The following is a 21407-nucleotide window of genomic DNA, read 5'->3' as shown; positions in this document are numbered from 1 at the left end:
ATATGCTTCCCTTCTTTTAAGGTTTGAAGTTAAATTTTTTCAAGTATAGCATACCTGTTAAGCTCTCCGTAAGGCGTTCGTTTACTTTCCTAACATTCAAAATAATCAAGCTTATTTCTGTTTAAAAAACTCCCACATCATTTCACTAGCACTTGGAGCAAGAGGATCTGTGAACGTTCCTTTTACGCTTCCCCCTGGCCATGAATGAAGCATGCTATTAATTGATACGTAGTGAATTTTGATGCTTTTATCCGGAGATTCATATTCTTCAATTTTATACGTCTTCCCAAGCGGTACCGCCCCCTTATGTGTTCGAACAGGCGTAGAGGGAATTTTGCCGTCTTTTTCATTTTTGTTCATTAAATTACACAAAGTGATCCACTGTTTTATTAATTTATTAGCATTTATTGGATGAACAACACGGTCATATGTACCGTGAAAGACAATAAGAGGCACCCTTTTATCGTACACAGCCGTTTTTTCGTATAAAAGCTCTCCCATCTTTTCAGCATCATGCTGTGGGCCGTTAATCATGGCAAGCGCACGCTCTGATTTGGTTTCGGCTGCTTTATAAGGGAGGCCTCCTACAACTCCTATTCCTGAAAAAAGATCTGGATAAACGCCTCCTACGATCAGAGCCATTGCCGCTCCGGCAGAAAGACCTGTTATGTATATATCAGATACTTCATATTTTTCTTTTATATGATTAATCATGCTAACAATTTTGTGAGGCTCTCCTTTCCCTCTTTCTTGATGATCTACATCATGCCAACTCCAGCATTTCCCAGAATCTTCACTTCTTGGCTGATCAGGATATAAAACAAGAAAATTGTTTTGGCGAGCCGTATCATTCATTTCTGTTGCCGTAGCAATAATGAAAGGATTTTGCGTACATCCATGCAAGACAACCATAAGTGGAGACTTTTCGTGCGGGCGATTATTTGGTGGTACATAAAGATAGTAAGAGCCCTGTTTAGATTCATATTCTTCAAATCTTTCTTCTGCATTTATCATATACACCCTACTCCTCGTTATTTTCAGAATAAAATTCGCTTCATCATAGCTTCATCGTTTCCTTCTCTTATTCCTTCTTTTTTTAAAAACAAGATAAAAAAAGCATCCTCTCTTATTTAGAGAAAATGCTTCAATAGAGGATGAACTTTTACCTAAAGTCCACCATGGACGGAGTTTCTTAACAATATACCTGCACTCAAAGGACTTACCTTTACTGTAGGTTAATTTACATGTTTTGTCTTCTTTTTTGTTAGAAGAACGAACACATCATATCATTTTTCTTACATTCCAGCAGTTGAGCGAACTTTCTTCCCTATTGCTGTCTTATTAAAGTTAAGGACAAAGTATGCGAGCATTCCAATGCCGATTCCAACCATCAGATCAAAAAAGACAGTGAAAAAGAAGGTAACAAGCAACACAAATGATTCACGTGATCTTTCTTTTACAATGCCCGCAAAATGTTTACGTTCACTCATATTCCACGCTACTACCATTAAAACTGGGGCAAGGCTTGCAAGCGGAATATGAGAAGCATAAGGAGCGAGCACAAGGAGGACAATTAAGGCGAATAAAGCATGCACAACGCCTGAAAATCGAGTTGCCGCTTTGTTTCGAATATTTGTTGCCGTTCTTGCAATAGCTCCTGTAGCAGGAATTCCTTGAAAAAAGGGTAATATAGTGTTTGCAATGCCTTGGGCAACAATCTCCCGGTTACTTTTATGCTTTGTACCAGCCATTTCATCTGCTACAACAGCCGAAAGTAGAGATTCCAAACCACCTAAGAAGGCAATGGCTAACGCTGCAGGAATAAGGGTAATAATTTTTTCTAGCGTAATTTCAGGAAGTCCAAACTGCGGAAGCGTGTTCGGGATTGCTCCGTAGAGTGTATTAATGGTTACAAGCTTATCAGGGAAAAGTAAAAGCGCAAAAGCAGTTGAGACAAGAACCCCAATAAGAGCACCTGGAATTTTAGGAACAAAGCGCGTTGCTAAAATAATGCTTACAAGACCGACAATGCCTGTTAACACTCCATAAAAATTGGCATCTGGTAGACTTTTAACAATGGAAACCATGCCAGCTAAAAATCCAGCTTCATCATTTGTATTGTATAACCCTAAAAAGTGGGGAAGTTGGCCGTAGAAAATGATAATCGCAATCCCAGCTGTAAAACCGATAATAACAGGTTTCGGAATATATTTAACAAGCGAACCTGCTTTACATAATCCAAGCACAATGAGAATAAGTCCTGCCATAAAGGTCGCAATCATTAGGTTATCAAATCCGTACTGTGTGACAATCCCAAGCAGTATCGGAACAAATGCCCCTGTTGGTCCTGCAATTTGAAATTTTGATCCTCCTAATGTAGAAACAATAATTCCGGCAATTACAACAGTATAAATTCCATGTACAGGTTCCGTTCCTGAAGCAATAGCAAATCCCATCCCAAGTGGAATAGCTACGATTCCTACAATAATCCCGGCAATCAAATCACGCCTCAGCATCTCAAGCGTATACGGCTGTTTTTTTGTTTTATTCATCTTCTTTCTCCTCACCCATCTTCCTTTGTCCTCACTTTTTCTTAGAAAGTACGCTCTATCTTTTCTTCTTTTGTAAGGGATGTCACATGATCAACCCTTCCATCCTCTGGATTAATGATAAGACCGTGAATTTTTATCCCTTGGGGCAGGAGTGGGTACTCATGGAGGAATGAAACACTATCTTTCACGCTATCTTCTACATGATCAAATCCTTTGAGCCATCTTTCAAAATTAACTCCTTCATTTGATAATTGTTGCACACCTTGTTGAATGTCACTTCTATCCTTCCATTTTTCAAGTAGATTGTCGCAGCAAAACCCTGCCATACCGCAGTCATAATGTCCTACAACAAAAATTTCTTCAACACCAAGCTCATAGACCGAAACAAGGATGCTTCTAAGAACATTTTCACTTTTTGCACAAACAAGAGCACCTGCTGTTTTAATAATGTTGGCATCTCCATTTTTTAAATCAAGGGCTTCCGGCAACATTTTAATTAAACGAGCGTCCATGCATGTAATAACAAGCATGTTTTTATTAGAAAATTTACTTGCTTTAAACTTTTTTCCTTCGCCTTTTGCTACAAATTCCTCGTTCTTCTTTAACATGCTTTCTAATCGTTCCACTTTATTCATCCTTTCTTCCATACGGCTTTTTAAGTTGAACCGTTTTCTTTTATGTTCTTTTAAAGAATAAAAGGAAAATATGAGAGAATAATTAGATAAATATTAGAATTCTATGAGATTTTAGAAAAATTAAAATATAATTAACTTTCTTAACTTTTAATTTAACTCAATTTTGCTAACTTATTGTAAATTAAATAAGTATTATAGAACTAATACAAAAGAAACCTTTCTAAAGAAGGTTTCTTTCTTATGATAAAAAGGTATAATGAACTGAAAAAGGAGGATTACATAATGGAACTTACCGTTTATTTAGCAGGACAGATTCACGATAACTGGCGCGATATATTAAAAAATGAAGCAAGCGACTTAAATTTACCACTTACATTTGTTGGTCCGATGGAAAATCACGATCGTTCTGATAACATTGGAGAAGAAATTCTCGGAAAACAACCTAATAATATTTTTAAAGATGAAGCAGCTTCTGCTATTAATAATCTGCGAACTGAAATTTTAATGAATAAAAGTGATGTTGTTATTGCTCTTTTCGGTGATAAATATAAACAGTGGAATACAGCAATGGATGCATCACGCGCAATTGAAAAAGGAAAACCGCTTATTCTAGTTCGCCCGGAAACTCTTCATCACCCATTAAAAGAACTTTCAAATAAAGCACAAGTTGTTGTAGAAACACCACAGCAAGCTTTGCAAGCTCTTTCTTACGTATTCTCATAAAAAAAGCGTCTCGCATATGCGAGACGTCTTTTGACTTCTATTCTACTGAAACCTCTTTTTCTTTCCTAAGATTTTGAGCCATTTCTTCTTTATAGCCAAAGAAGTAAGTGAAAATGAAACCTGCTCCGTAAGAGATTAAAAGACCAAGCAAGTATAAAATAATTTTCCCATCTACAACAAGCAGTGTAAGCGGGAGCCCTGAGATTCCTACTGCTTTTGTTGCTGTTGCGAAAACAGCTTGTGAAGCTCCTCCAACAGCAGCGCCTAGACATGCTGTAATAAATGGACGTCCAAGCGGTAAAGTCACTCCGTATAAAAGCGGTTCTCCTACTCCTAAAAATCCTACAGGAAGCGCTCCATACAAGTTTTTCTTAATGCGCTCGTTTTTCGTTTTTGCTAAGATAGCAAGCCCTGCTCCAACTTGACCTGCTCCAGCCATCGCTAAAATAGGAAGAAGCGGAGTAGCTCCTGTTGCTTGAATAAATTCCATATGAAGAGGAATCAACCCGTGATGAAGCCCTACCATTACAAGAGGTAAAAATGTACCTGCTAGTACGGCACCAGCGAGAGGCCCACCTATTTCTAGTACAGCAGTTAAGATGTTTAAAATCCCTTCTGAAAGAAGCCCTCCTAGTGGCTGAATAATATACATTGTACTTATTCCAACAATAAGAAGCGTGAGAAGAGGAGTTAAAATAATGTCTACAGCGTTTGGAATAAACTTTCTTACATTTCGTTCAATAACGGTCATAAACCAAGCTGAGATCAAAACAGCAATAAGGCCACCCCGTCCTGCTGTTACTTCTTCTCCCATAATGGTAAGATCAAGAGTATCAAGAGCTGGGTTAATAATTAATAAACCTGCAATTCCCCCCAGAACTGGCGTACCCCCAAATTCTTTTGCAGCATTGATCCCAACAAAAACCCCGAGATAGGTGAAAATACATCCTCCAATAAACTTCATTAATACAATTAGTTCATTTGCTTCATCAACACCGCCGTTGATAAGCGTACTTACAATCCCATTAATAAGTCCTGAAGCAATAAGTCCCGGTAAAAGAGGGATAAAGACGTTTCCAATTTTCTTTAGACCATTTTTGAAAGGTGTATTGTTCTTTTCTTGAATTTTTCTTTTTTGATCTTCTTCAACTGAAGATTGATCAAAAAACTGCTGAAATTCTGAAGCCACCTTATTCACAAAACCAGGACCTAAAATAATTTGAATTGTTTCATCTTCTACAACTCCAATAACACCGTCTATTTCTTCAAGTTTTTGAATATTAACCTCTTCTCGGTTATAGACGTTCACTCTAAGTCTTGTCATACAATTTGTAAAATTAGCTACATTCTCCTCAAACCCAAGACAAGCTAAAATTTTGTGTGCTACTTCCCGCTCTTTTGACATTGTACTCCCCCTCTTTTTTACCTCTCTTAAAGAGCCTGACGTACAAATCCATTGCTAGCCTGCAACTTTGTTTCCGCTTCCTCAGCTGTACAATTTGTTAAAGCCATTAAAATGGCAACTTTAATATTTTGTTTTGATTGATCATAATAGGTAGAAGCCTCTTCATATGATATACTTGTTGCCTCCATAATGATTCGTTTTGAGCGCTCTACAAGCTTCTCATTTGTTGGCTGTACGTCTACCATTAAGTTTTTATATACTTTCCCTATCTGAATCATTGAAACAGTTGAAATCATATTTAGTAAAAGCTTTTGAGCTGTTCCTGCTTTTAATCTTGTTGAACCTGTAAGAACTTCCGGGCCTGTATCAACTTCAATTGCCACGTCTGCTAGAGCGCTAATAGCTGTTTCTTTATTACACGAAATCGTACATGTTGATGCACCTCTTTCTCTAGCATATCGTAAGGCTCCTATAACATATGGCGTTCGTCCACTCGCCGCAATACCGATTACGGTATCATTAGAGGTAACGTTCAGCAATTTCATATCTTCTGCTCCTAAATCTTCACGATCTTCTGCTGCTTCAACAGCTTTAATAAAAGCTGATTCTCCTCCTGCCATTACCCCTTTTACAAGGTTTGGATCTGTGCCAAATGTCGGTGGGCATTCAACAGCATCAAGAACACCAAGACGTCCGCTCGTTCCTGCTCCAACGTACAAAAGCCTCCCCCCTGATTTAAAGCTTTCTACAACTAGCCTCACAGCTCTTTCAACATTTTCTAATTCCTTTTGAATGGCTTCTGGAACTTTCTTGTCTTCTTCATTCATAATACGCAAAATATTTTGAATACTCATTGTATCTAATTCCTCTGTTTCATTGTTACGTCGTTCTGTTCCTAAACGTTCTAACACTTTCCCACCCCTTCGATAACGCTTTCATATACCTTTATTTTATGAGAAAATGAAACAAATAGTCAATATATTTATTATTTTTAATGAAATTATGTTTCATTTAGCATATTGCTACCTTCTTAAATTTATGACGGCTTCTCTTGTTTCATGAAACTTTTGTAAAATATCATCGCTAAGACGATTAAAAACATTAATATACAGGGCATCGACAATGTTAAGCTGGGAAGTTCTGGAAGCAATACTTCCAATTCGGTAATCTTGTTCAACATCTGGAATACAAAGCGGAAAATCTGCTGTTTTATAAAGCGGCGTTTTTTCAAGTTTTGTAATAGCTACGACACATATCCCTCGTTTCTTGGCTAGTCGGGCTAGTTCGACTACTTCTTTTGTTTTTCCAGATGTGGAGATTCCGACAAAAAGATCTTTTTTCTCCATGCTTGTAATTAAATTGATAGCCATATGAAAATCGTATGAAACTAAAGAAGGATAGCCAAGCTTTGAAAACTTATATGTAGCATCCATAGCACTTACAGCAGATCCACCAACACCGAAAAAAAAGATTCGATTTGCTCCTACACATTTCTCAATAACACGTTCAAATACCTTTCTATCAAGAGAACTTTCCGCCATATCAAGCGCTTTTCGACTAGCATTCGTTACTTTCATAAAAAGTTGCAACGGAAGATCATCCTTATGAATTCTCGACACTTCGTTAATATAATCGTTTCCACTGAGTTCACGCACCAAAGACATCTTAAATGTTTTATAACCTTTAAGCCCTATTGTCCTACAAAAACGAACAATGCTAGCTTCACTTACCTTACAACGAAGAGAAAGCTCTTTTGTTGTTAGAGTTGGAATTTCTTCAACATTATTTAAAATATACCCAGCAATCTTTTCTTCTGACTTTGTAAACCCTTTTTTACCTTCTTTGATTTGTTGTAATAAGCTCAATGACAATCCCTCACTTTTTGTAAAGTACATCTGTTTTCTTTATTTTACGGGCTAAAAAAATGGAATACAATCTTTCTTTTCCATATAAAAAGCACAATCACATATTGTGATTGTGCTAGAAAGCATCCTGTTCTTTTTTTAATGAGTCAACGGTTAAAGTCTTTTCTTCATCAATGCGTCGACTTGGCTGTGTCGCTCGGTCTGCTTTTTGAGAAGGCTGTCCTTTTTCAAACCTCTCCTGTGCTTTAGCTGTTCGTTTTGCATAAGGATTAGCTTTTAAGCGTTCATATGGAATTTCTTCGCCAGTATCTACGCAAATACCGTATGTTCCATCTTCCATACGCTGTAATGCTTCATCTACTTGTTGAATTAAGCGTTCATCAACTTCCCGAATCGTCTCATCTCGTTCACGCTCATATTGCTCTGTCGCAATGTCTGCTAGATGATTGTCAACTCCGTTCGTTAATTCACCTGTTGATTCTTGTAAATCTTCTTTTGGCCTTTCTTCTACTCGCTCTGTTTTATATTTTTTCATATTTAAAAGCATTTCTTTTAAATGCATTTCTTGTTCTTTTGTTAAAGCCATTTTCTTCTCTCCTTTTTCCTTTACTATTTTCATTCCCCCTTTCCAATTGTTTAAACATATAAAAAAGCTATCTCAAAAACAGATAGCTTTTTTCCCTTACCTCTTAAAGAAAGCTGTTCCTCCACCAAGCTCAACTACTTTAGCTTTTCCTTTTGCGTCTTGGAGCACTCCACGCGTGTCAAAAATAAGGTTTGCTTTTTCTAAAATCTGCTCTTTTGGCAGCACGCTATGATCTGTTAAAATTACCACACAGTCGCTTTCACTTAACTCTTTGTCAAGTAGTGAGACACTATGGTGAACCTCTCCATTGATCATAATACGCTCAAAGTGTGGATCATGATAAGTTACATTAACCCCTTTTTCAAGAAGATATTCCATCACTTCTACAGCTTTTGAATCTCGCACATCTGGTACATCTCTTTTATATGTTAATCCATAGAGTAAAACGCTTGTTTCTCCAGGTTCTTTTCCTACTATTTCTAATGTTCTTTCAACAATATACTGAACAATTTTTTCATTTGTAGAAGTTGACAACTCAATGAAGTTGCTAGTAATTCCTTTTTCTTTTGCTTTAAATTGCAAATAGAGAGGATCTACAGGAATGCAGTGTCCGCTAATGCCTGGACCTGGATAAAAAGGCGCGAATCCATATGGCTTTGTGCTTGCAGCCGCAATCACTTCCCATACATCAATGTTAATTTGGTCACAAAGCATCGCCATTTCATTAATAAAAGAAATGTTGATAAATCGATACGTGTTTTCTAAAAGCTTTGTAAGCTCAGCTATTTCAGGCGAGGAAACAGGGACAACCGTTTGATAAATCTTTGAATATAAATCACAAGCAACTTCCTGACAATCTGAAGTAATGCCTCCAATTACTTTCGGAATATCTCCAAGTGAAAATTGAACATTCCCAGGGTCAACGCGTTCTGGAGAATATGCTAAATGAAAGTCTTTTCCTGCTTCAAGCCCACTTTCTTCTAAAAGAGGTTGAAGAATCTCTCTTGTTGTTCCTGGAAACGTAGAGCTCTCGAGAACAACAAGCTGACCTTTTTGAAGATGAGCTTTCAACGCCTCTGCAGCTTTCTCGATATAAATAAGATTTGGGGCATATTCTTCCTTAAGAGGAGTTGGAACACAGATAATGATTGCATCTGCTTCCTCTACATTTTTATAGCTAGAAGAAACAGAAAATCGTTTTGATTTCATACTTTCTTCTACACTCTTGTCACTAATATCTGAAATATAGCTTTTTCCATTGTTTAAAGAGCGAATTTTATTTTCATCTAAGTCAATTCCAACAACCATAAATCCTTTTGATAATAGCAACATAGATAGAGGTAATCCAACAAATCCTAACCCTACTACAGCTATTTTCTTCTTATCATTATGCATATAAAAACCCGCCTTTGCTCTATTCCTTTTATAAGGTATGCATAGTGAAAGAAGTTGGCATGGACACCACACCAATTATAAAATATTAATTCTTTTATTTTAGAAATTTCCTACAATCACTTCTAGAAATCGTGGTAAAACGTTAATAGAATCCGGGGTATAATATTTGCGCTCGCCATCACAGTCAATTTTTTGTGCTGGTGATGTGGTTACTTTAACATGCTTAGCTTGAAATTTAAGAATACTTTCCTCTTGAATAACTTTCTCATCTGAAAAATTTGAGAGAAAAAGCTTCCAAAACGTCTGTACGTTAGATTCCGTCACAACAAGCACATCCAAACAAGAATCTTGGAGATGGTTTTTCGGAAAAAAAGGTCTTAGCCCTCCTGTAAAAGCCCCGTTTCCTACTACAACCATAACAGCCTCTCCTTTAAACTCCTCTCCATCACCTTCTATTTCTACGTAGAAAGGTTCAATATTCGTAATCGTTTTAGCTGTACTCATATAATAAGAGAGTTTACCAAAACGAGCTTTTGAATCTTCCTCAATGTTTTCTGATACTTCATTAATAAGCCCAATTCCCCAAAAGTTTGAAAAGTATTGATGCTCACTCTTCCCAATGTCTACTTTTTCAACTCTTCCTGTTGCAATTTGCTGTGCTGCTTTGATAATATTTTGATCCATTCCAATACCTCGTGAAAAATCGTTACATGTTCCTCCTGGAAGCACTGCAAATAAAGGTCTTGTTTCTAACTTACACATAGCATTAATGAGCTCGTGAATCGTTCCATCCCCCCCTGCTCCAATAATTAAATCAACTTTACTTTCAAGCTCTTTTACTAAACGAGCGCCATCTCCTTCCCGTTTTGTTTCATAAACAGAAAGTGGAGCATACGTGCTTTCTATAATTTCTTTTATATGTTGTAACTCTTTTTTTATTTTTCCATTGCCTGCATTAGGATTTAAAATCAGTGCTGCTGACATCATCGTCATCTTCCCCCATTCATAGTACTTTGTCTTTGTTTATTCCCTCTTTCAAAAAATTGTACACCATCCGCCCTGTATTGCTTGTCCTTTTTCACATGAGTTTTAGAGAAACGCTCACAAAGAACTTATCGTTCAAATGAAAGAGTTTCCCTCACTTTTATTTTCTACCATTTCCGGCTTGCTCCCCCACCACCAGCGCTTCCACCTCCGCCACCGATATTGCCTCCACCTCCACCTCCTCGAAAGAGAAAAAGAAGCTGAAGCAATAAGTTTGTAAGAAAGCCACCAAAAAACTTTACATCAATCACAATAAGAAGAATTAAGATAATACCGATAATAATTACAACAAATGGATTCATTTCTTGTCCTGAAGAAGCTTCCTTTTTAGCTGGTGTGGCTGTTTTTCCTTCCCATTTTGTTTCCACTCCGTATTCTTTAGCTGTTTCCGCATAAAGAACGCGATATGTTTCAACAATTCCTTTTCCATACTTCCCTTGTTTAAAATAAGGAAGAGTAAATTCATCCAAAATAGCTCCTGCTTTAGAATCCGGTATTGCTCCCTCAAGACCATATCCAACTTCAATGCGAACTTCTCTTTGTTCACTGCCTTTTACAACAAGAAGAAGAATACCATTGTTAAGCTTCCTGTCACCTAGCTTATACTGTCTAAATGCTTCAATTCCGTACTCTTCAATTGTCTTTTCCTCTGTGGAAGAGACCGTTAAAACCGCAATTTGAGCTTTTGTTCTTTGTTGAAGACTTCTCCCCATTTGCTTCAATTCCTCAGCTTCCTCTGTTGTTAGGAGCTTTGCAAAATCCTGAACATAAATATCACCAACTGGTGTCGGAGCTTTAGCATTCGCTGAAAAAGGACAAAGAAATAGAGTAAAAAAACAGAGAAACATAAAAAAACGGGAGAGGCTCATTCGCTTCCACTCCCAAAGTCTACTTGAGGATTTTCTTGATCTTTCTCACTTACTTCATAATACGATTTTTTTGAAAATCCAAAAATATTAGCCATAATGTTTCCTGGGAAACGTCGAACTTTTAAGTTGTATGTTTCGACACTTTCGTTGTAATCACGGCGAGCAACAGCTAAACGATTCTCTGTTCCTTCAAGCGTGTCCATTAAACTTCTAAAATTCTCGTTTGATTTAAGATTTGGATAGTTTTCAACAACGACGAGAAGACGATTTAACGCTCCGTTCAAGTTCTCATCTGCGTTTGCATATTCCTTTGGAGTATTTGCCCCCGCAAGCTGGGCGCGAGCATCTGTTACAGATTGAATGACTTCTTTTTCTTGGCTTGCATATCCTTTTACAGTTTCAACTAGGTTAGGAATTAAATCCGAGCGACGTTTTAGCTGATTTTCTACTTGTGCCCATGACGTATCTACTTTTTGTTCCTGTGTGACAAGACCGTTATATGAACTAAACGAAAAGATTGCAAGCAGTACAATGACACCAAGAACAACCCAAAGTCCCCATTTTTTCACGTTACTCACCTCTTTTTCTAATCTTAGTTATAGTATGAACGAAAAACATTTTTTATTTCATATGTTGTTAAAATAGCTATTTCTTTTCTTTCTAACGCTTTTTTTCTATAATTGAACAGAAGTAGCGGTTAAAAATATAAAGATCAACTAAACCTACTACAACAGCAAACTAAAGGAGCATTCTATGGAAGTAAACGATTTCTTTGCCGGGATCATGCCTCCTTATGTCCCAACAGTGCTGCTTGTTCTAAATATTTTGCTTGCAATGGCAATTGTCTTTTTAGAACGACGCAACATTACAGCAACATGGGCATGGGTTATGATATTAGGGTTTATCCCAATTGTTGGATTTATTTTATATTTAATATTTGGTCAAAATTTAAGCAAAAGAAAGATTTTTACTTGGGATAAAAAAAGTAAGGAATATATTAAGAAAATCGTTGCAAATCAGCGCGAACTTCTTCAATCACATATGTTTGATTTCCATAATCCCATCAATAAAAAGCACCAGCATTTAATTGCAATGCTTTTAAATAACGATCGCGCTATTTTCACTCAGGATAATGAAGTTGATCTTTTTATTGACGGAAGGGAGAAATTTGACTCTCTTTTTCAAGACCTTGAAAACGCGAAACATCATATTCATATGCTGTACTACATTTTGAGATCAGACGAGCTTGGGACTAAACTTGGGAATTTGCTTATTAAAAAAGCGAAAGAGGGAGTTAAAATAAGGCTTCTTTATGACGATATGGGTTCTAGAGGACTCAGTCGGAAGCTTGTCAAAAGCATTCGAGCAGCAGGGGGAGAAGTTGAAGCATTTTTCCCGGCTCGCTTTCCACTCGTTAACCTCCGCTTAAATTACCGCAATCACCGAAAGCTTGTGATTATTGACGGAAGCATTGGATATATTGGTGGATTCAACGTTGGAGATGAGTATTTGGGACTAAATGAAAAGTTTGGATATTGGAGAGATACGCATTTACGTGTCAAAGGTGAAGCTGTTCACCATATTCAAAGCCGCTTTATTTTAGATTGGAATCAAGCTTCAAAACACGATATTTCTTTTAAGGGACATTATTATCCTCCAGTTTCTCCAAGAGGAGATGTCGGCGTTCAAATTGTTTCAAGCGGTCCTGATTCTCAATGGGAACAAATAAAAAACGGCTATATTAAACTGATTTTGTCAGCGGAGCGCTATATTTATATTCAAACTCCTTACTTTATTCCTGATGATAGTTTACTTGATGCACTTCGAATTGCGGCTCTTTCAGGTGTGAAAGTAAAAATTATGATTCCAGACAAACCTGATCACCCTTTTGTATATTGGGCAACATATTCTTATATTGGAGAGCTTTTAAAAGCAGGAGCAGATGTTTATATTTATGAAAATGGCTTTCTTCATGCAAAAACTATTGTTATTGATGATGAGATTGCTTCAGTCGGCACGGCCAATATTGATGTAAGAAGCTTTCGTCTAAACTTTGAAGTAAATGCTTTTCTTTATCATTACAAAACTGCTATGAAGCTTGCCGCAATCTTCGAAGATGACATGCTAAAATCAAAGAAACTGACTCGTGAGATTTATGATCAGCGCTCCTATTATATCCGCTTTAAAGAATCGATTTCGCGCTTATTATCACCTATATTATAAAAAAGAGACAAAGCTTAGCTTTGTCTCTTTTTTAATCAACAATCGTCTCCATATTAGGATTTTCAAGAAACCGGAAAAAGGTGTCGATTTGGGCCTTTGTCACACGTTTGACAGAAAGCGGCGGCAAATTTTCTTGCTCACAATATTGAACATCAAGTGTTTCCATCCCTGCTTTAAGCTCTCCGCCTTTTACCTCACAAAGAAGATAGAGATTGTAAATGTGGAAAAATGATGGTGGGTGATCGTGATGATGCTGATCAAAAATGGCAAGAAGACGTACAGGTTCTACCTCAATCCCTGCTTCTTCTTTCACTTCTTTTACAACAACTTCACGCGGGCTTAATCCAATGTCTGCCCATCCTCCAGGAAGAGACCATAGCCCATCTTGTTCTTCTTGCACCATTAATATTTTATTTTCCTGAAACACAACTGCTCTTACCGCCACTTTTGGAGTTGGATATCCTACTTCCCCCTCCAATAGGGTGTCTAACATATTAGCATCTACTTTTGTATACTGAAGCAAAATTTCTTTACTTAGTTCTCTAAGTTGTTCGAAACGTTCAATATCATACTTATCTTTTGAGTATGCTAATCCCGCTTGCGCAATTCCCTGCATTTGTTGTACCCATGCTAACCAGTTTTCACTCACAGTCTCTCACCCTTTACCTAGTTTTCGAGCAAAAAGACGCTCGTCTTTTATAGTATGCAAAGATAAAAAGGCATGTTTCTCTATTTATTCTAGTATTGTTGCACCTACTTTTAGCAATACTTTACTCGTTCTCTTCTCAAGCGGCGGTAAATTGTCCTGAGAAAAGAAAGAAAGTTTCTTTGCTTCCTTAAAGTTACACTGCAAGCTTCCGTATGGGTCAATAGCTAAAAAAACAGAAATGATATTATACACTTCATCACCGTTAGGATATTTAAAATAGTAGTCTTCCCCTGAAAGAATATCCATAAATTGAAGTTTATGAGCTGTTAATCCTGTTTCTTCTTTGAGCTGTCTTGCAGCTGCCTCTTCAAAAGTTTCTCCAAGCTCCATAGCTCCACTCGGCAATCCCCATGTTTCTGTATCTTTTCTATGTAATAAAAGTACTTTATTCTCCTCATTCACAACGATAATCATGGCACTTGGGACAAAAAGAGAAGACGCCCCTATTTTCTTTCTCATCTGCTCAACGTATCTTTCCATAACAATCCTTCCTCATAACAGCGATTTTTCCTAATCTTAACATAGATTTCATCCCTGTTGTGTACTGCTTTATATTTATTTTCTTCTAAATAAGAAAAAGGCCGTCCGATGAACGGCCTTCTCCTTATTTACTTTGCCCTTTTAAAGCATAATTCAATCCTTTAATTACACCATCATGAAGAGTTTCGTGCCAAAGGCTGAAAGAAAAAAGCTCTCCAATTGTTTTCATTTCCACACTTCCAAGTTTGAATGGTTCAACAAGCTCCTCACCAAATTTCCCTGCAAATGTTTGAGGAAATTGTTCAAGCTGACGAGTCAATTCTTTCTTGACTTCTTCTAGTGATGGAGCTGTTTTTTCCCACCCGTCTTCTTTTGGGTCTGTTCCCATATCAAAATGAGAAATAAACTCTTCTGAAAGCTCTGGTTTTTGTCGTAATCCTAATCCATATAGCACGCGTTCTTGAATAACGGCAATATGTCCTAAGTTCCAGTGGATAGAGTTGCTGAATCCTTCTGGAATAACGTCAGCCTTTTCCTCTGACGTTGTCTCTAGTAAACGAATTGTCCCCGAACGTAAAAATTGAAATTGACTTATTAAACCTTTTTCCATAATATCGCCTCCCATTCCTATCTTACACTTTTCAATTAGGAAATATAAAGCAATAACATCTGAAACTCTACTAAAATAGAGCAAATCTAATTAAACAGACATCCCTTTGGTTAATACCTGTTTTTTCAGCTTTGGCAAAGAAGCAATCAAAAATAAAGAACGACCAGTGTTAAATACTAAAAAAGCAATCCACAACCCATGATTTCCATAAAACGGGGGGAGCAAGAAATACGCCGTTAAAAAGAAAAAGAGTGCAAAAATAGTAGAGTTTCGAATTGGTTTTGCTCTTGTTGCTCCTGTGAAAACACCGTAAAAGAGTAAACCAGCACCTGTAGCAAAAGGAAATAGAGTGAGCCAAAAACTATACTCTTTAGCAACTTCAATTGTGCTCATATCGTTTGTAAATAACGAGAACAAAGCACTGTCCATAAAGAAGTAGCCCAAACTTAAGAAACAAACAACAATGAGCCCCCAATACGTTGTAAGCGAAAGACCTTTGTTATACAGAGATTCGTTATTACTTCCAACAGCTCTTCCTACAACAATACTTGTAGCATTAGCAAAACCATCTAAGCAATAAGCCATAATAAATTGAATTTGAAGAAGAATGGCATTTGCTGCTAGTATTTCCGTACCAAAATCCGCTCCTTTTGCTGTAAACATATTGTACATAACAATTAAACAAAACGTTCTAATAAAAAGGTCACGGTTGACTTCAAGCATTTTTTTAAAAGAGGAAAAATCAGCAGCGCTCACAAATGACCATTTTTTTAGAGAAAGGTTAAATGTTTGAGCAATGATGATCATTCCCACACCAGCTCCCGCAACTTCAGCAATAAGGGTTGCAAAAGCAACGCCCTTGACCGCCCAACCGAACCCTTGGACAAATAAAAAGTCGAGAACGATATTTAGAACGTTCATTCCAATCTGCAGAAAAAGAGACACTTTTACCCGTCCAGTGCCAATTAAAAAGCCTAATATGACATATGTTATAAGTGCAAATGGAGCTCCCCATATGCGGATATAAAAATAGTTTAATGCAAGTTCCTGAATTTCCTGACTTGGTTTGATAACCATTAATGCTATCTTGCCGATTGGCCACTGCAATAAAATAAAAGAAACGCCAACAAGTAGAGCAAGAAATATCGGCCGTGTTAAAGCATGAAGAAGTTCTTCTTTTGCTCCCTTCCCTACTGCTTGGGCTGAAAATCCCGAGGTGCTTACTCTTAAAAAACCAAACAGCCAATAAATCGTGCTGAAAATTAGGCTACCAATAGCAACTGCTCCAATATATGTAGCTCCGCTTACATGCCCAACAACTGCTGTGTCAACAGCACCGAGAATGGGAGTTGTCATTGTTGACAGCATAAGCGGAATGGCTAAGCTAAGATATTCTTTATGTCTCATAGTTCACTTCCTTACTCTTTTAAAAAGCAAATGTTCTGGTTAACATGTATCAATACCTAAAAATTCTAAGATAGAAAAAACAGTGAAAGACAAAAATAACCCTTCAATCTACTTCATGGCACACTTATAATGCGTAATGATTACGATTTATTCTCACTAAGGATAAGGGATTTTCAAAAGAAAGTAAATAATTTATTTAAAAATGAACTTTTAACGAAACCAACTTCTTCCTTCTCCGTACTACTATATTGTGAAAGAAACTCACAAACTATTAAAGGAGGAAACAGAATGGAAAACATGGTTGAAGTTCGTGAACTTCAAAAAGTAATCGGTAAAAACACCATTATTGATAATCTTTCTTTTTCAATTCGAAAGGGCGAGATTATTGGCCTTGTTGGCCCAAACGGTGCAGGTAAAACAACAACAATCAGGATGATGGTTGGCCTTATTTCAATGAATAGCGGGGATGTTTTAATTAACGGCCACAGCATCAAACAGGAGTTCGAAAAAACACTTGAGGGCGTTGGAGCAATTGTGGAGAATCCGGAGTTCTACCCTTATCTAACAGGACGTCAGAACCTTCTCCATTTTGCTCGTATGCATAAAAATGTTACAAAGGAACGAATGAAAGAAGTTGCCGAGTGGCTAGAAATTGATTCTTATCTTGATAAAAAGGTGAAAACATATTCACTCGGCATGCGTCAGCGATTAGGTTTAGCTCAAGCTCTCCTACATAATCCTAAGTTTTTAATTTTGGACGAGCCAACAAATGGACTTGATCCTGCTGGTATTCGTGAGTTCCGTCTTCTTTTAAAGAAGCTTTCTCATGAAAGAGGCCTATCTGTGTTAGTTTCTTCACATTTACTTGCTGAGATTGAACAAATGTGTGATCGTATTGTTGTTATTAGTAAAGGGAAGCTTGTTCGCGTACAAGATGTGAAGGAAAACAGTACTGATGATACTTCTTCTATTTATGAATTGCAGTGTGATCAAGCAGAAAACGTTGTCGCTTACTTAACGGAAAAAGGACTAAAAGCGGAGCAAAAAGAAGATCTTGTCCAAGTTTCAATTACAAAGCTTGAAGCTTCCCCTCTGATGAAAGAACTTTTGGATCATGGATTTACGCTTTATCGCTTCAATCCTGTCCGCAAAACACTTGAAGATTCATTCTTTGAAATGACAGGAGGCGACCAAAAATGATGAGTTTAGTACAAAATGAATGGATGAAAATCTTTAGACGTCGCGGAACGCTCGTAATGCTGATTTTAACCGTAGTGGCGGCAATTGGAATTGCCATCATTAGTCAGCAAACAACTGATTTCCTTGCGGGAGATGACTGGAAGCAGACAGTGCAAGATGAAATCAAAGATGATCAAAAAACATTAAATGATTCAAAAGCTTCAGATGCAGAAAAGCAAATGGCTCAAGAAAATATTGCGACAAATCAGCTTGCGCTTGATAACAATGTTAATCCTTATGGATATACACTTCCTGAATTTTTAAATGACTCTACCTTTTTAATTTCCTTTGTTGCTCTATTTATGGTTGTGATCGCAGCAACAACGGTTTCAAGTGAATTTTCTTTTGGTAGTATTAAACTTCTTATGATTCGTCCGTTTAAACGCTACAAGATTTTAACATCAAAACTTATTGCTATTTTCTTAACTTCTCTTGTCTTTCTTGCTGTATTACTTGCTTCTTGTTTTCTTATCGGAATTATCTTGTTTGGATTTGAAACAAGCGCTACAATTCTTGATATGAGTTCTGCAAGTGGGATTAAAGAAGTTGCTATTGATGGAGATTTCTTTTTGTCTTATCTTTATGGAATTATGAACATCATGCTTGTCGCTATTTTAGCATTTGCGCTTGCAACTGTTTTTAAAGCGAACGCTATTGCAGTCGGAATTTCTATTTTCCTTATGCTCTCAAGTAACGCAATTAATTTCTTCCTTCAGTCAAAATTTGACTGGGCGAAATATTTATTCTTTGCGAATACTTCCCTTGTTAATGCGGAAGACGTGTCATTTACGTTTATTGTCCAAATTGTTCACATTGCCGTCTTTTTATTTGCTGCCTATTTTGTCTTTTCAAAGCGGGACATCACAAACGGTTAATATCGAAAAAAGGTGGATGCCTAGGCATCCACCTTTTTTAAATCTTTAATCACATCCTCCTCCCCCTCCATCACTTCCGCCACTATCACATGAATTTGAATCACTTGCAAAAAAGCTGAAACCGCTCGTATGGCCAGCATCGCTTGATACGTGGCTTCTTTTCTTTCTCTCTTTTTTCTTTTCATCATTACTCATATTTACAAGCAAAAGAATAATACCTGTCATAAATAATAAAATAATGGCTCCTATTACAAAAAAGTTCATCTTTTTCCCTCCCTTTCCTTATTACAGTAATACGAAAAGAAAGGCTATAAGTTTCAATTTTCTGAAATTTAAGCGAGTAAAGATAATGTGAAAGATGAACCTCTTAAGAAAAATGTTAACCTCTGCTCCATTTTATCCAACAAATCTCTAATATCTGTTGCAATTCGTTCATGTTGCCAATAAATAGAGCCTGTATAATCTATAAACATATAAATATCTTCTTTCACTTCTAAAAATGGTAGCATTGTCGCTTCTCTAGAAGATAGCTCCATTAATTCTGAAGGACTGATAATTCGATTAAACAACCGCTGAGACGCTTCAGGATACACAAATCCAAACCCTACTTCTTTATAAAAAACGGCAAGCTCTTTTGGTAATCCTCCCGTAAAATACTGCTCACATTGTTTGATTTCTTGAGAAGAAGCAGGAAAGAAAACGTGAAGAGCGGCAGGAAAAGATGTTAAAGGTTTCTTATGAACATAGCTTTGCAAATACTGAAATTTTTTCATTTTTTTCTTCCTTTCTTTTCACAAATAATTTTATAAATGAAATGTAAAAAAAGCAGTACACGACGCACCACTTTCTCAGCATGCTATAACGTTTTTCCTTCGAAGTTTATCCATGCGTTTGAAAGTTTGTAGGATCCGTCTTTTAATTGTAAATAAACAACTTCAACAGGTTCTCCCTCAATCCTCTTTGTACGCTTAAAAATTTTTTTATATTTTTGATCTTGTCCTGTTTGAATTACAAGTCTAATGATCTTATCAATCTCGTTCCAATTTCGATTTGGTACAAGACGTTCCCAATAGTGATTGCTTCGCCTACTCCCATAAATCACATGGTGAATTTGATTTTCATTCATTGCTTGCAGCTGAACTAACAAATGATCCACTAACAGAGAGGTAGAATATACGGGTGAAAACGGAGCTAAACCAACGGGCAACACCTCGCTAACGTTTAATACTAGCTTATTGCGAACTTTCTGTTATAATGACAAATCTCCATAAAAAAAGAAGCACTTTTTGTGCTTCTTTTTTAAATATGAAAGTGATCCATATCTACTATATAACTTGTTGACTGTTCATGAGGAACTTTTGGCGCTGGTGGTCCAATATCACGAGGCTTTTCATTTGGCGTTGGCTGCATTAAAAAGGCTACAGCTGCCACAACAAGTGCTCCTATAATTGGAACAATCCAAATTAGCCAAAATATTCGCTTTCCTTTTCTGTATTCATCTTGATTTTCATTAGGTTCATTCATTTTTTGTAGCTCCTTCCCTCCTCCAAATTAGACCATATATTGAGGAGTGAAAACAAGAAAATAGCGTTTTAAAAAATTCCTTTTCTTATTAGTGTCACCACTTGTTCACAATTTATTAAGAAATTACGAGAAGCTCTTTTGGAAATTTTGTGAGCGTTTCATATCCATCTTTTGTAACTAATACATCATCTTCAATTCGAACTCCTCCAAGATCTGAGAGATAGATACCAGGTTCAATTGTATAAACCATTCCTTCTTTTAACGCTCCGTCATTATTTTTACTCATCGATGGAAACTCATGAACGCTAATTCCTAGTCCATGCCCAATGCGATGCGTAAAGTACTCCCCATAACCTGCTCTCTCAATTGTATCTCGTGCTACAATATCAAGATCACCAATTCTTGTTCCTGGACGGCTCTCTTTGAGTGAAGCATTGTTAGCTCGAAGTACTGTATCATAAATTTCTCTTTGTTTATCACTTACGCTTTGATAAACAACTGTTCTTGTAATATCTGAGCAGTACCCGTCAAGCACAACCCCAAGATCAAAAAGTACAAAATCTCCCTTCTTCAAAGTACGGTTTCCTGGATTACCGTGGGGCTGGCCTGATTTTTCTCCGAAAAGTACAAGCGTTGAAAATGACATTTCACGAATTCCTTTTCGCTTGAGCTCATATTCAATTGTGGCTACAACGTCCATTTCTGTAACGCCTTCTTTTAACGCTTTTACCCCTACTTCAACTCCATAGTCCGCAAGCTGTGCTGCTTTTCTCAAGATCTCAATTTCTTTTTCTTCTTTAATAAGACGAAGTTCGTTCATTTTCTTCGATCCATCCACAAAGCTCGCTTTTTCGAAAATCTCACTGAGGTTTTCAGCTCTTTCGTATGTTAAAACTTCTTTTTCAATTGCTACCTCTTGTGCTCCTTGAAGCTCAAGCTCACTTATTTTTTGACCAAGAATCTCCCATGGATTTTCATGATCTTCGTATGATAGCATTTCAGCTTCCCACCCTGCATCTCTCGCTTGAGTTGCTTCCATTTTAGGAAGGATGAGAATCGCATCTCCTTTTTTTGAGGCTAATAAACCTAAAAGGCGCTCATGTGGATCTGTATAAAACCCGCTGAGATAAAATACGTTTTCTGTTGAAGTGAAAAAAGCTCCATCAATGTTTTCTTCCTCTAACCATGTTGTTACTTTTTTTAATCGTTCATTCATTATTCTTCCTCCTTAATTATTTCATCTTGTTTACTTTTCTAAGATAGCAT

At 37.0% G+C, this 21407-nt stretch carries 24 protein-coding genes; 4 read left to right on the top strand and 20 right to left on the bottom strand.

Annotated elements, in window-relative coordinates; translation table 11 throughout:
- Positions 1–111: 111 nt before the first annotated feature.
- The 3 genes from B9N79_RS15675 to B9N79_RS15665 all read right to left on the bottom strand — a co-directional run bounded on the left by B9N79_RS15675 (position 112) and on the right by B9N79_RS15665 (position 3187).
- Positions 112–1014, bottom strand: a complete 903-nt coding sequence (locus tag B9N79_RS15675) for an extracellular catalytic domain type 1 short-chain-length polyhydroxyalkanoate depolymerase (protein ID WP_046216809.1) — start codon at positions 1012–1014, stop codon at positions 112–114.
- A 281-nt stretch (positions 1015–1295) separates the two neighbouring features.
- Complete coding sequence (locus B9N79_RS15670) at positions 1296–2552, bottom strand: SulP family inorganic anion transporter (RefSeq protein ID WP_040058140.1); 1257 nt, start codon at positions 2550–2552, stop codon at positions 1296–1298.
- A 41-nt stretch (positions 2553–2593) separates the two neighbouring features.
- Positions 2594–3187: a beta-class carbonic anhydrase gene (locus B9N79_RS15665; protein ID WP_376752401.1), complete on the bottom strand. Its 594-nt coding sequence runs from the start codon at positions 3185–3187 to the stop codon at positions 2594–2596.
- 282 nt (positions 3188–3469) lie between these two features.
- Between B9N79_RS15665 and B9N79_RS15660 the strand changes: the two genes are divergently transcribed.
- Complete coding sequence (locus B9N79_RS15660) at positions 3470–3910, top strand: YtoQ family protein (protein ID WP_040058141.1); 441 nt, start codon at positions 3470–3472, stop codon at positions 3908–3910.
- A gap of 37 nt (positions 3911–3947) precedes the next feature.
- On the opposite strand, the gene B9N79_RS15655 is transcribed toward B9N79_RS15660, so the two are convergent.
- The 8 genes from B9N79_RS15655 to B9N79_RS15620 all read right to left on the bottom strand — a co-directional run bounded on the left by B9N79_RS15655 (position 3948) and on the right by B9N79_RS15620 (position 11643).
- Entirely contained in the window at positions 3948–5315 is a 1368-nt protein-coding gene (locus tag B9N79_RS15655; protein ID WP_040058142.1) for a PTS transporter subunit EIIC, read from the bottom strand.
- 26 nt (positions 5316–5341) lie between these two features.
- Positions 5342–6226 carry an N-acetylmuramic acid 6-phosphate etherase gene (gene murQ, locus B9N79_RS15650; RefSeq protein ID WP_040058143.1) on the bottom strand — a complete coding sequence of 295 codons (885 nt, stop codon included), beginning with the start codon at positions 6224–6226 and terminating at the stop codon, positions 5342–5344.
- Positions 6227–6337: 111 nt separating this feature from the next.
- Complete coding sequence (locus B9N79_RS15645) at positions 6338–7180, bottom strand: MurR/RpiR family transcriptional regulator (RefSeq protein WP_182928742.1); 843 nt, start codon at positions 7178–7180, stop codon at positions 6338–6340.
- Positions 7181–7295: 115 nt separating this feature from the next.
- Positions 7296–7766 carry a TraR/DksA C4-type zinc finger protein gene (locus tag B9N79_RS15640; RefSeq protein ID WP_040058482.1) on the bottom strand — a complete coding sequence of 157 codons (471 nt, stop codon included), beginning with the start codon at positions 7764–7766 and terminating at the stop codon, positions 7296–7298.
- A gap of 96 nt (positions 7767–7862) precedes the next feature.
- Positions 7863–9161 (bottom strand): nucleotide sugar dehydrogenase, encoded by a 1299-nt coding sequence (locus tag B9N79_RS15635; RefSeq protein ID WP_040058145.1) that lies wholly within the window; start codon positions 9159–9161, stop codon positions 7863–7865.
- A gap of 99 nt (positions 9162–9260) precedes the next feature.
- Positions 9261–10148, bottom strand: coding sequence for a diacylglycerol/lipid kinase family protein (locus tag B9N79_RS15630; protein WP_040058146.1), 888 nt, complete (start codon positions 10146–10148; stop codon positions 9261–9263).
- A gap of 164 nt (positions 10149–10312) precedes the next feature.
- The gene (locus B9N79_RS15625) at positions 10313–11074 is read right to left on the bottom strand and encodes a TPM domain-containing protein (RefSeq protein WP_040058147.1); all 762 of its coding nucleotides are present in this window, start codon (positions 11072–11074) and stop codon (positions 10313–10315) included.
- Positions 11071–11643: a LemA family protein gene (locus B9N79_RS15620; RefSeq protein WP_019393260.1), complete on the bottom strand. Its 573-nt coding sequence runs from the start codon at positions 11641–11643 to the stop codon at positions 11071–11073. Before B9N79_RS15620 ends, B9N79_RS15625 begins: the two co-directional genes overlap by 4 nt.
- A gap of 184 nt (positions 11644–11827) precedes the next feature.
- Here B9N79_RS15620 and cls point away from each other — a divergent pair, with 184 nt between their 5' ends.
- Positions 11828–13297: a cardiolipin synthase gene (gene cls, locus B9N79_RS15615; RefSeq protein WP_019393259.1), complete on the top strand. Its 1470-nt coding sequence runs from the start codon at positions 11828–11830 to the stop codon at positions 13295–13297.
- Between the two features lie 31 nt (positions 13298–13328).
- Here cls and B9N79_RS15610 read toward each other — a convergent pair whose 3' ends face one another.
- The 4 genes from B9N79_RS15610 to B9N79_RS15595 all read right to left on the bottom strand — a co-directional run bounded on the left by B9N79_RS15610 (position 13329) and on the right by B9N79_RS15595 (position 16503).
- Positions 13329–13946 (bottom strand): NUDIX hydrolase, encoded by a 618-nt coding sequence (locus B9N79_RS15610; protein ID WP_019393258.1) that lies wholly within the window; start codon positions 13944–13946, stop codon positions 13329–13331.
- An 84-nt stretch (positions 13947–14030) separates the two neighbouring features.
- Positions 14031–14486, bottom strand: a complete 456-nt coding sequence (locus B9N79_RS15605; RefSeq protein WP_019393257.1) for an NUDIX hydrolase — start codon at positions 14484–14486, stop codon at positions 14031–14033.
- A gap of 124 nt (positions 14487–14610) precedes the next feature.
- Entirely contained in the window at positions 14611–15096 is a 486-nt protein-coding gene (locus B9N79_RS15600; RefSeq protein ID WP_019393256.1) for a DinB family protein, read from the bottom strand.
- 90 nt (positions 15097–15186) lie between these two features.
- Positions 15187–16503 (bottom strand): MATE family efflux transporter, encoded by a 1317-nt coding sequence (locus tag B9N79_RS15595; RefSeq protein ID WP_085118675.1) that lies wholly within the window; start codon positions 16501–16503, stop codon positions 15187–15189.
- A gap of 288 nt (positions 16504–16791) precedes the next feature.
- On the opposite strand from B9N79_RS15595, the gene B9N79_RS15590 reads away from it, so the two are divergent.
- Positions 16792–17703, top strand: coding sequence for an ABC transporter ATP-binding protein (locus B9N79_RS15590; protein WP_019393254.1), 912 nt, complete (start codon positions 16792–16794; stop codon positions 17701–17703).
- The gene (locus B9N79_RS15585) at positions 17700–18617 is read left to right on the top strand and encodes an ABC transporter permease (protein ID WP_019393253.1); all 918 of its coding nucleotides are present in this window, start codon (positions 17700–17702) and stop codon (positions 18615–18617) included. The genes B9N79_RS15590 and B9N79_RS15585 overlap by 4 nt, the downstream gene beginning before the upstream one ends.
- Before the next feature lie 45 nt (positions 18618–18662).
- On the opposite strand, the gene B9N79_RS15580 is transcribed toward B9N79_RS15585, so the two are convergent.
- From B9N79_RS15580 to B9N79_RS15560, 5 genes are all read right to left on the bottom strand, one after another.
- Positions 18663–18881, bottom strand: a complete 219-nt coding sequence (locus B9N79_RS15580; protein ID WP_040058149.1) for a hypothetical protein — start codon at positions 18879–18881, stop codon at positions 18663–18665.
- A gap of 68 nt (positions 18882–18949) precedes the next feature.
- Positions 18950–19390, bottom strand: a complete 441-nt coding sequence (locus tag B9N79_RS15575; RefSeq protein WP_019393251.1) for a hypothetical protein — start codon at positions 19388–19390, stop codon at positions 18950–18952.
- A gap of 83 nt (positions 19391–19473) precedes the next feature.
- Positions 19474–19764, bottom strand: a complete 291-nt coding sequence (locus B9N79_RS15570; protein WP_040058150.1) for a polymorphic toxin type 35 domain-containing protein — start codon at positions 19762–19764, stop codon at positions 19474–19476.
- A 152-nt stretch (positions 19765–19916) separates the two neighbouring features.
- Entirely contained in the window at positions 19917–20141 is a 225-nt protein-coding gene (locus B9N79_RS15565; RefSeq protein ID WP_040058151.1) for a hypothetical protein, read from the bottom strand.
- A 115-nt stretch (positions 20142–20256) separates the two neighbouring features.
- A complete protein-coding gene (locus tag B9N79_RS15560; RefSeq protein ID WP_019393248.1) occupies positions 20257–21357 on the bottom strand; it encodes a M24 family metallopeptidase in 1101 nt (366 codons plus the stop codon).
- Between the last annotated feature and the right edge of the window lie 50 nt (positions 21358–21407).

Source organism: Priestia filamentosa (genome assembly GCF_900177535.1).
Classification (GTDB): Bacteria; Bacillota; Bacilli; order Bacillales; family Bacillaceae_H; genus Bacillus_I; species Bacillus_I filamentosa.
This window is presented reverse-complemented; position numbering and strand designations above follow the sequence as displayed.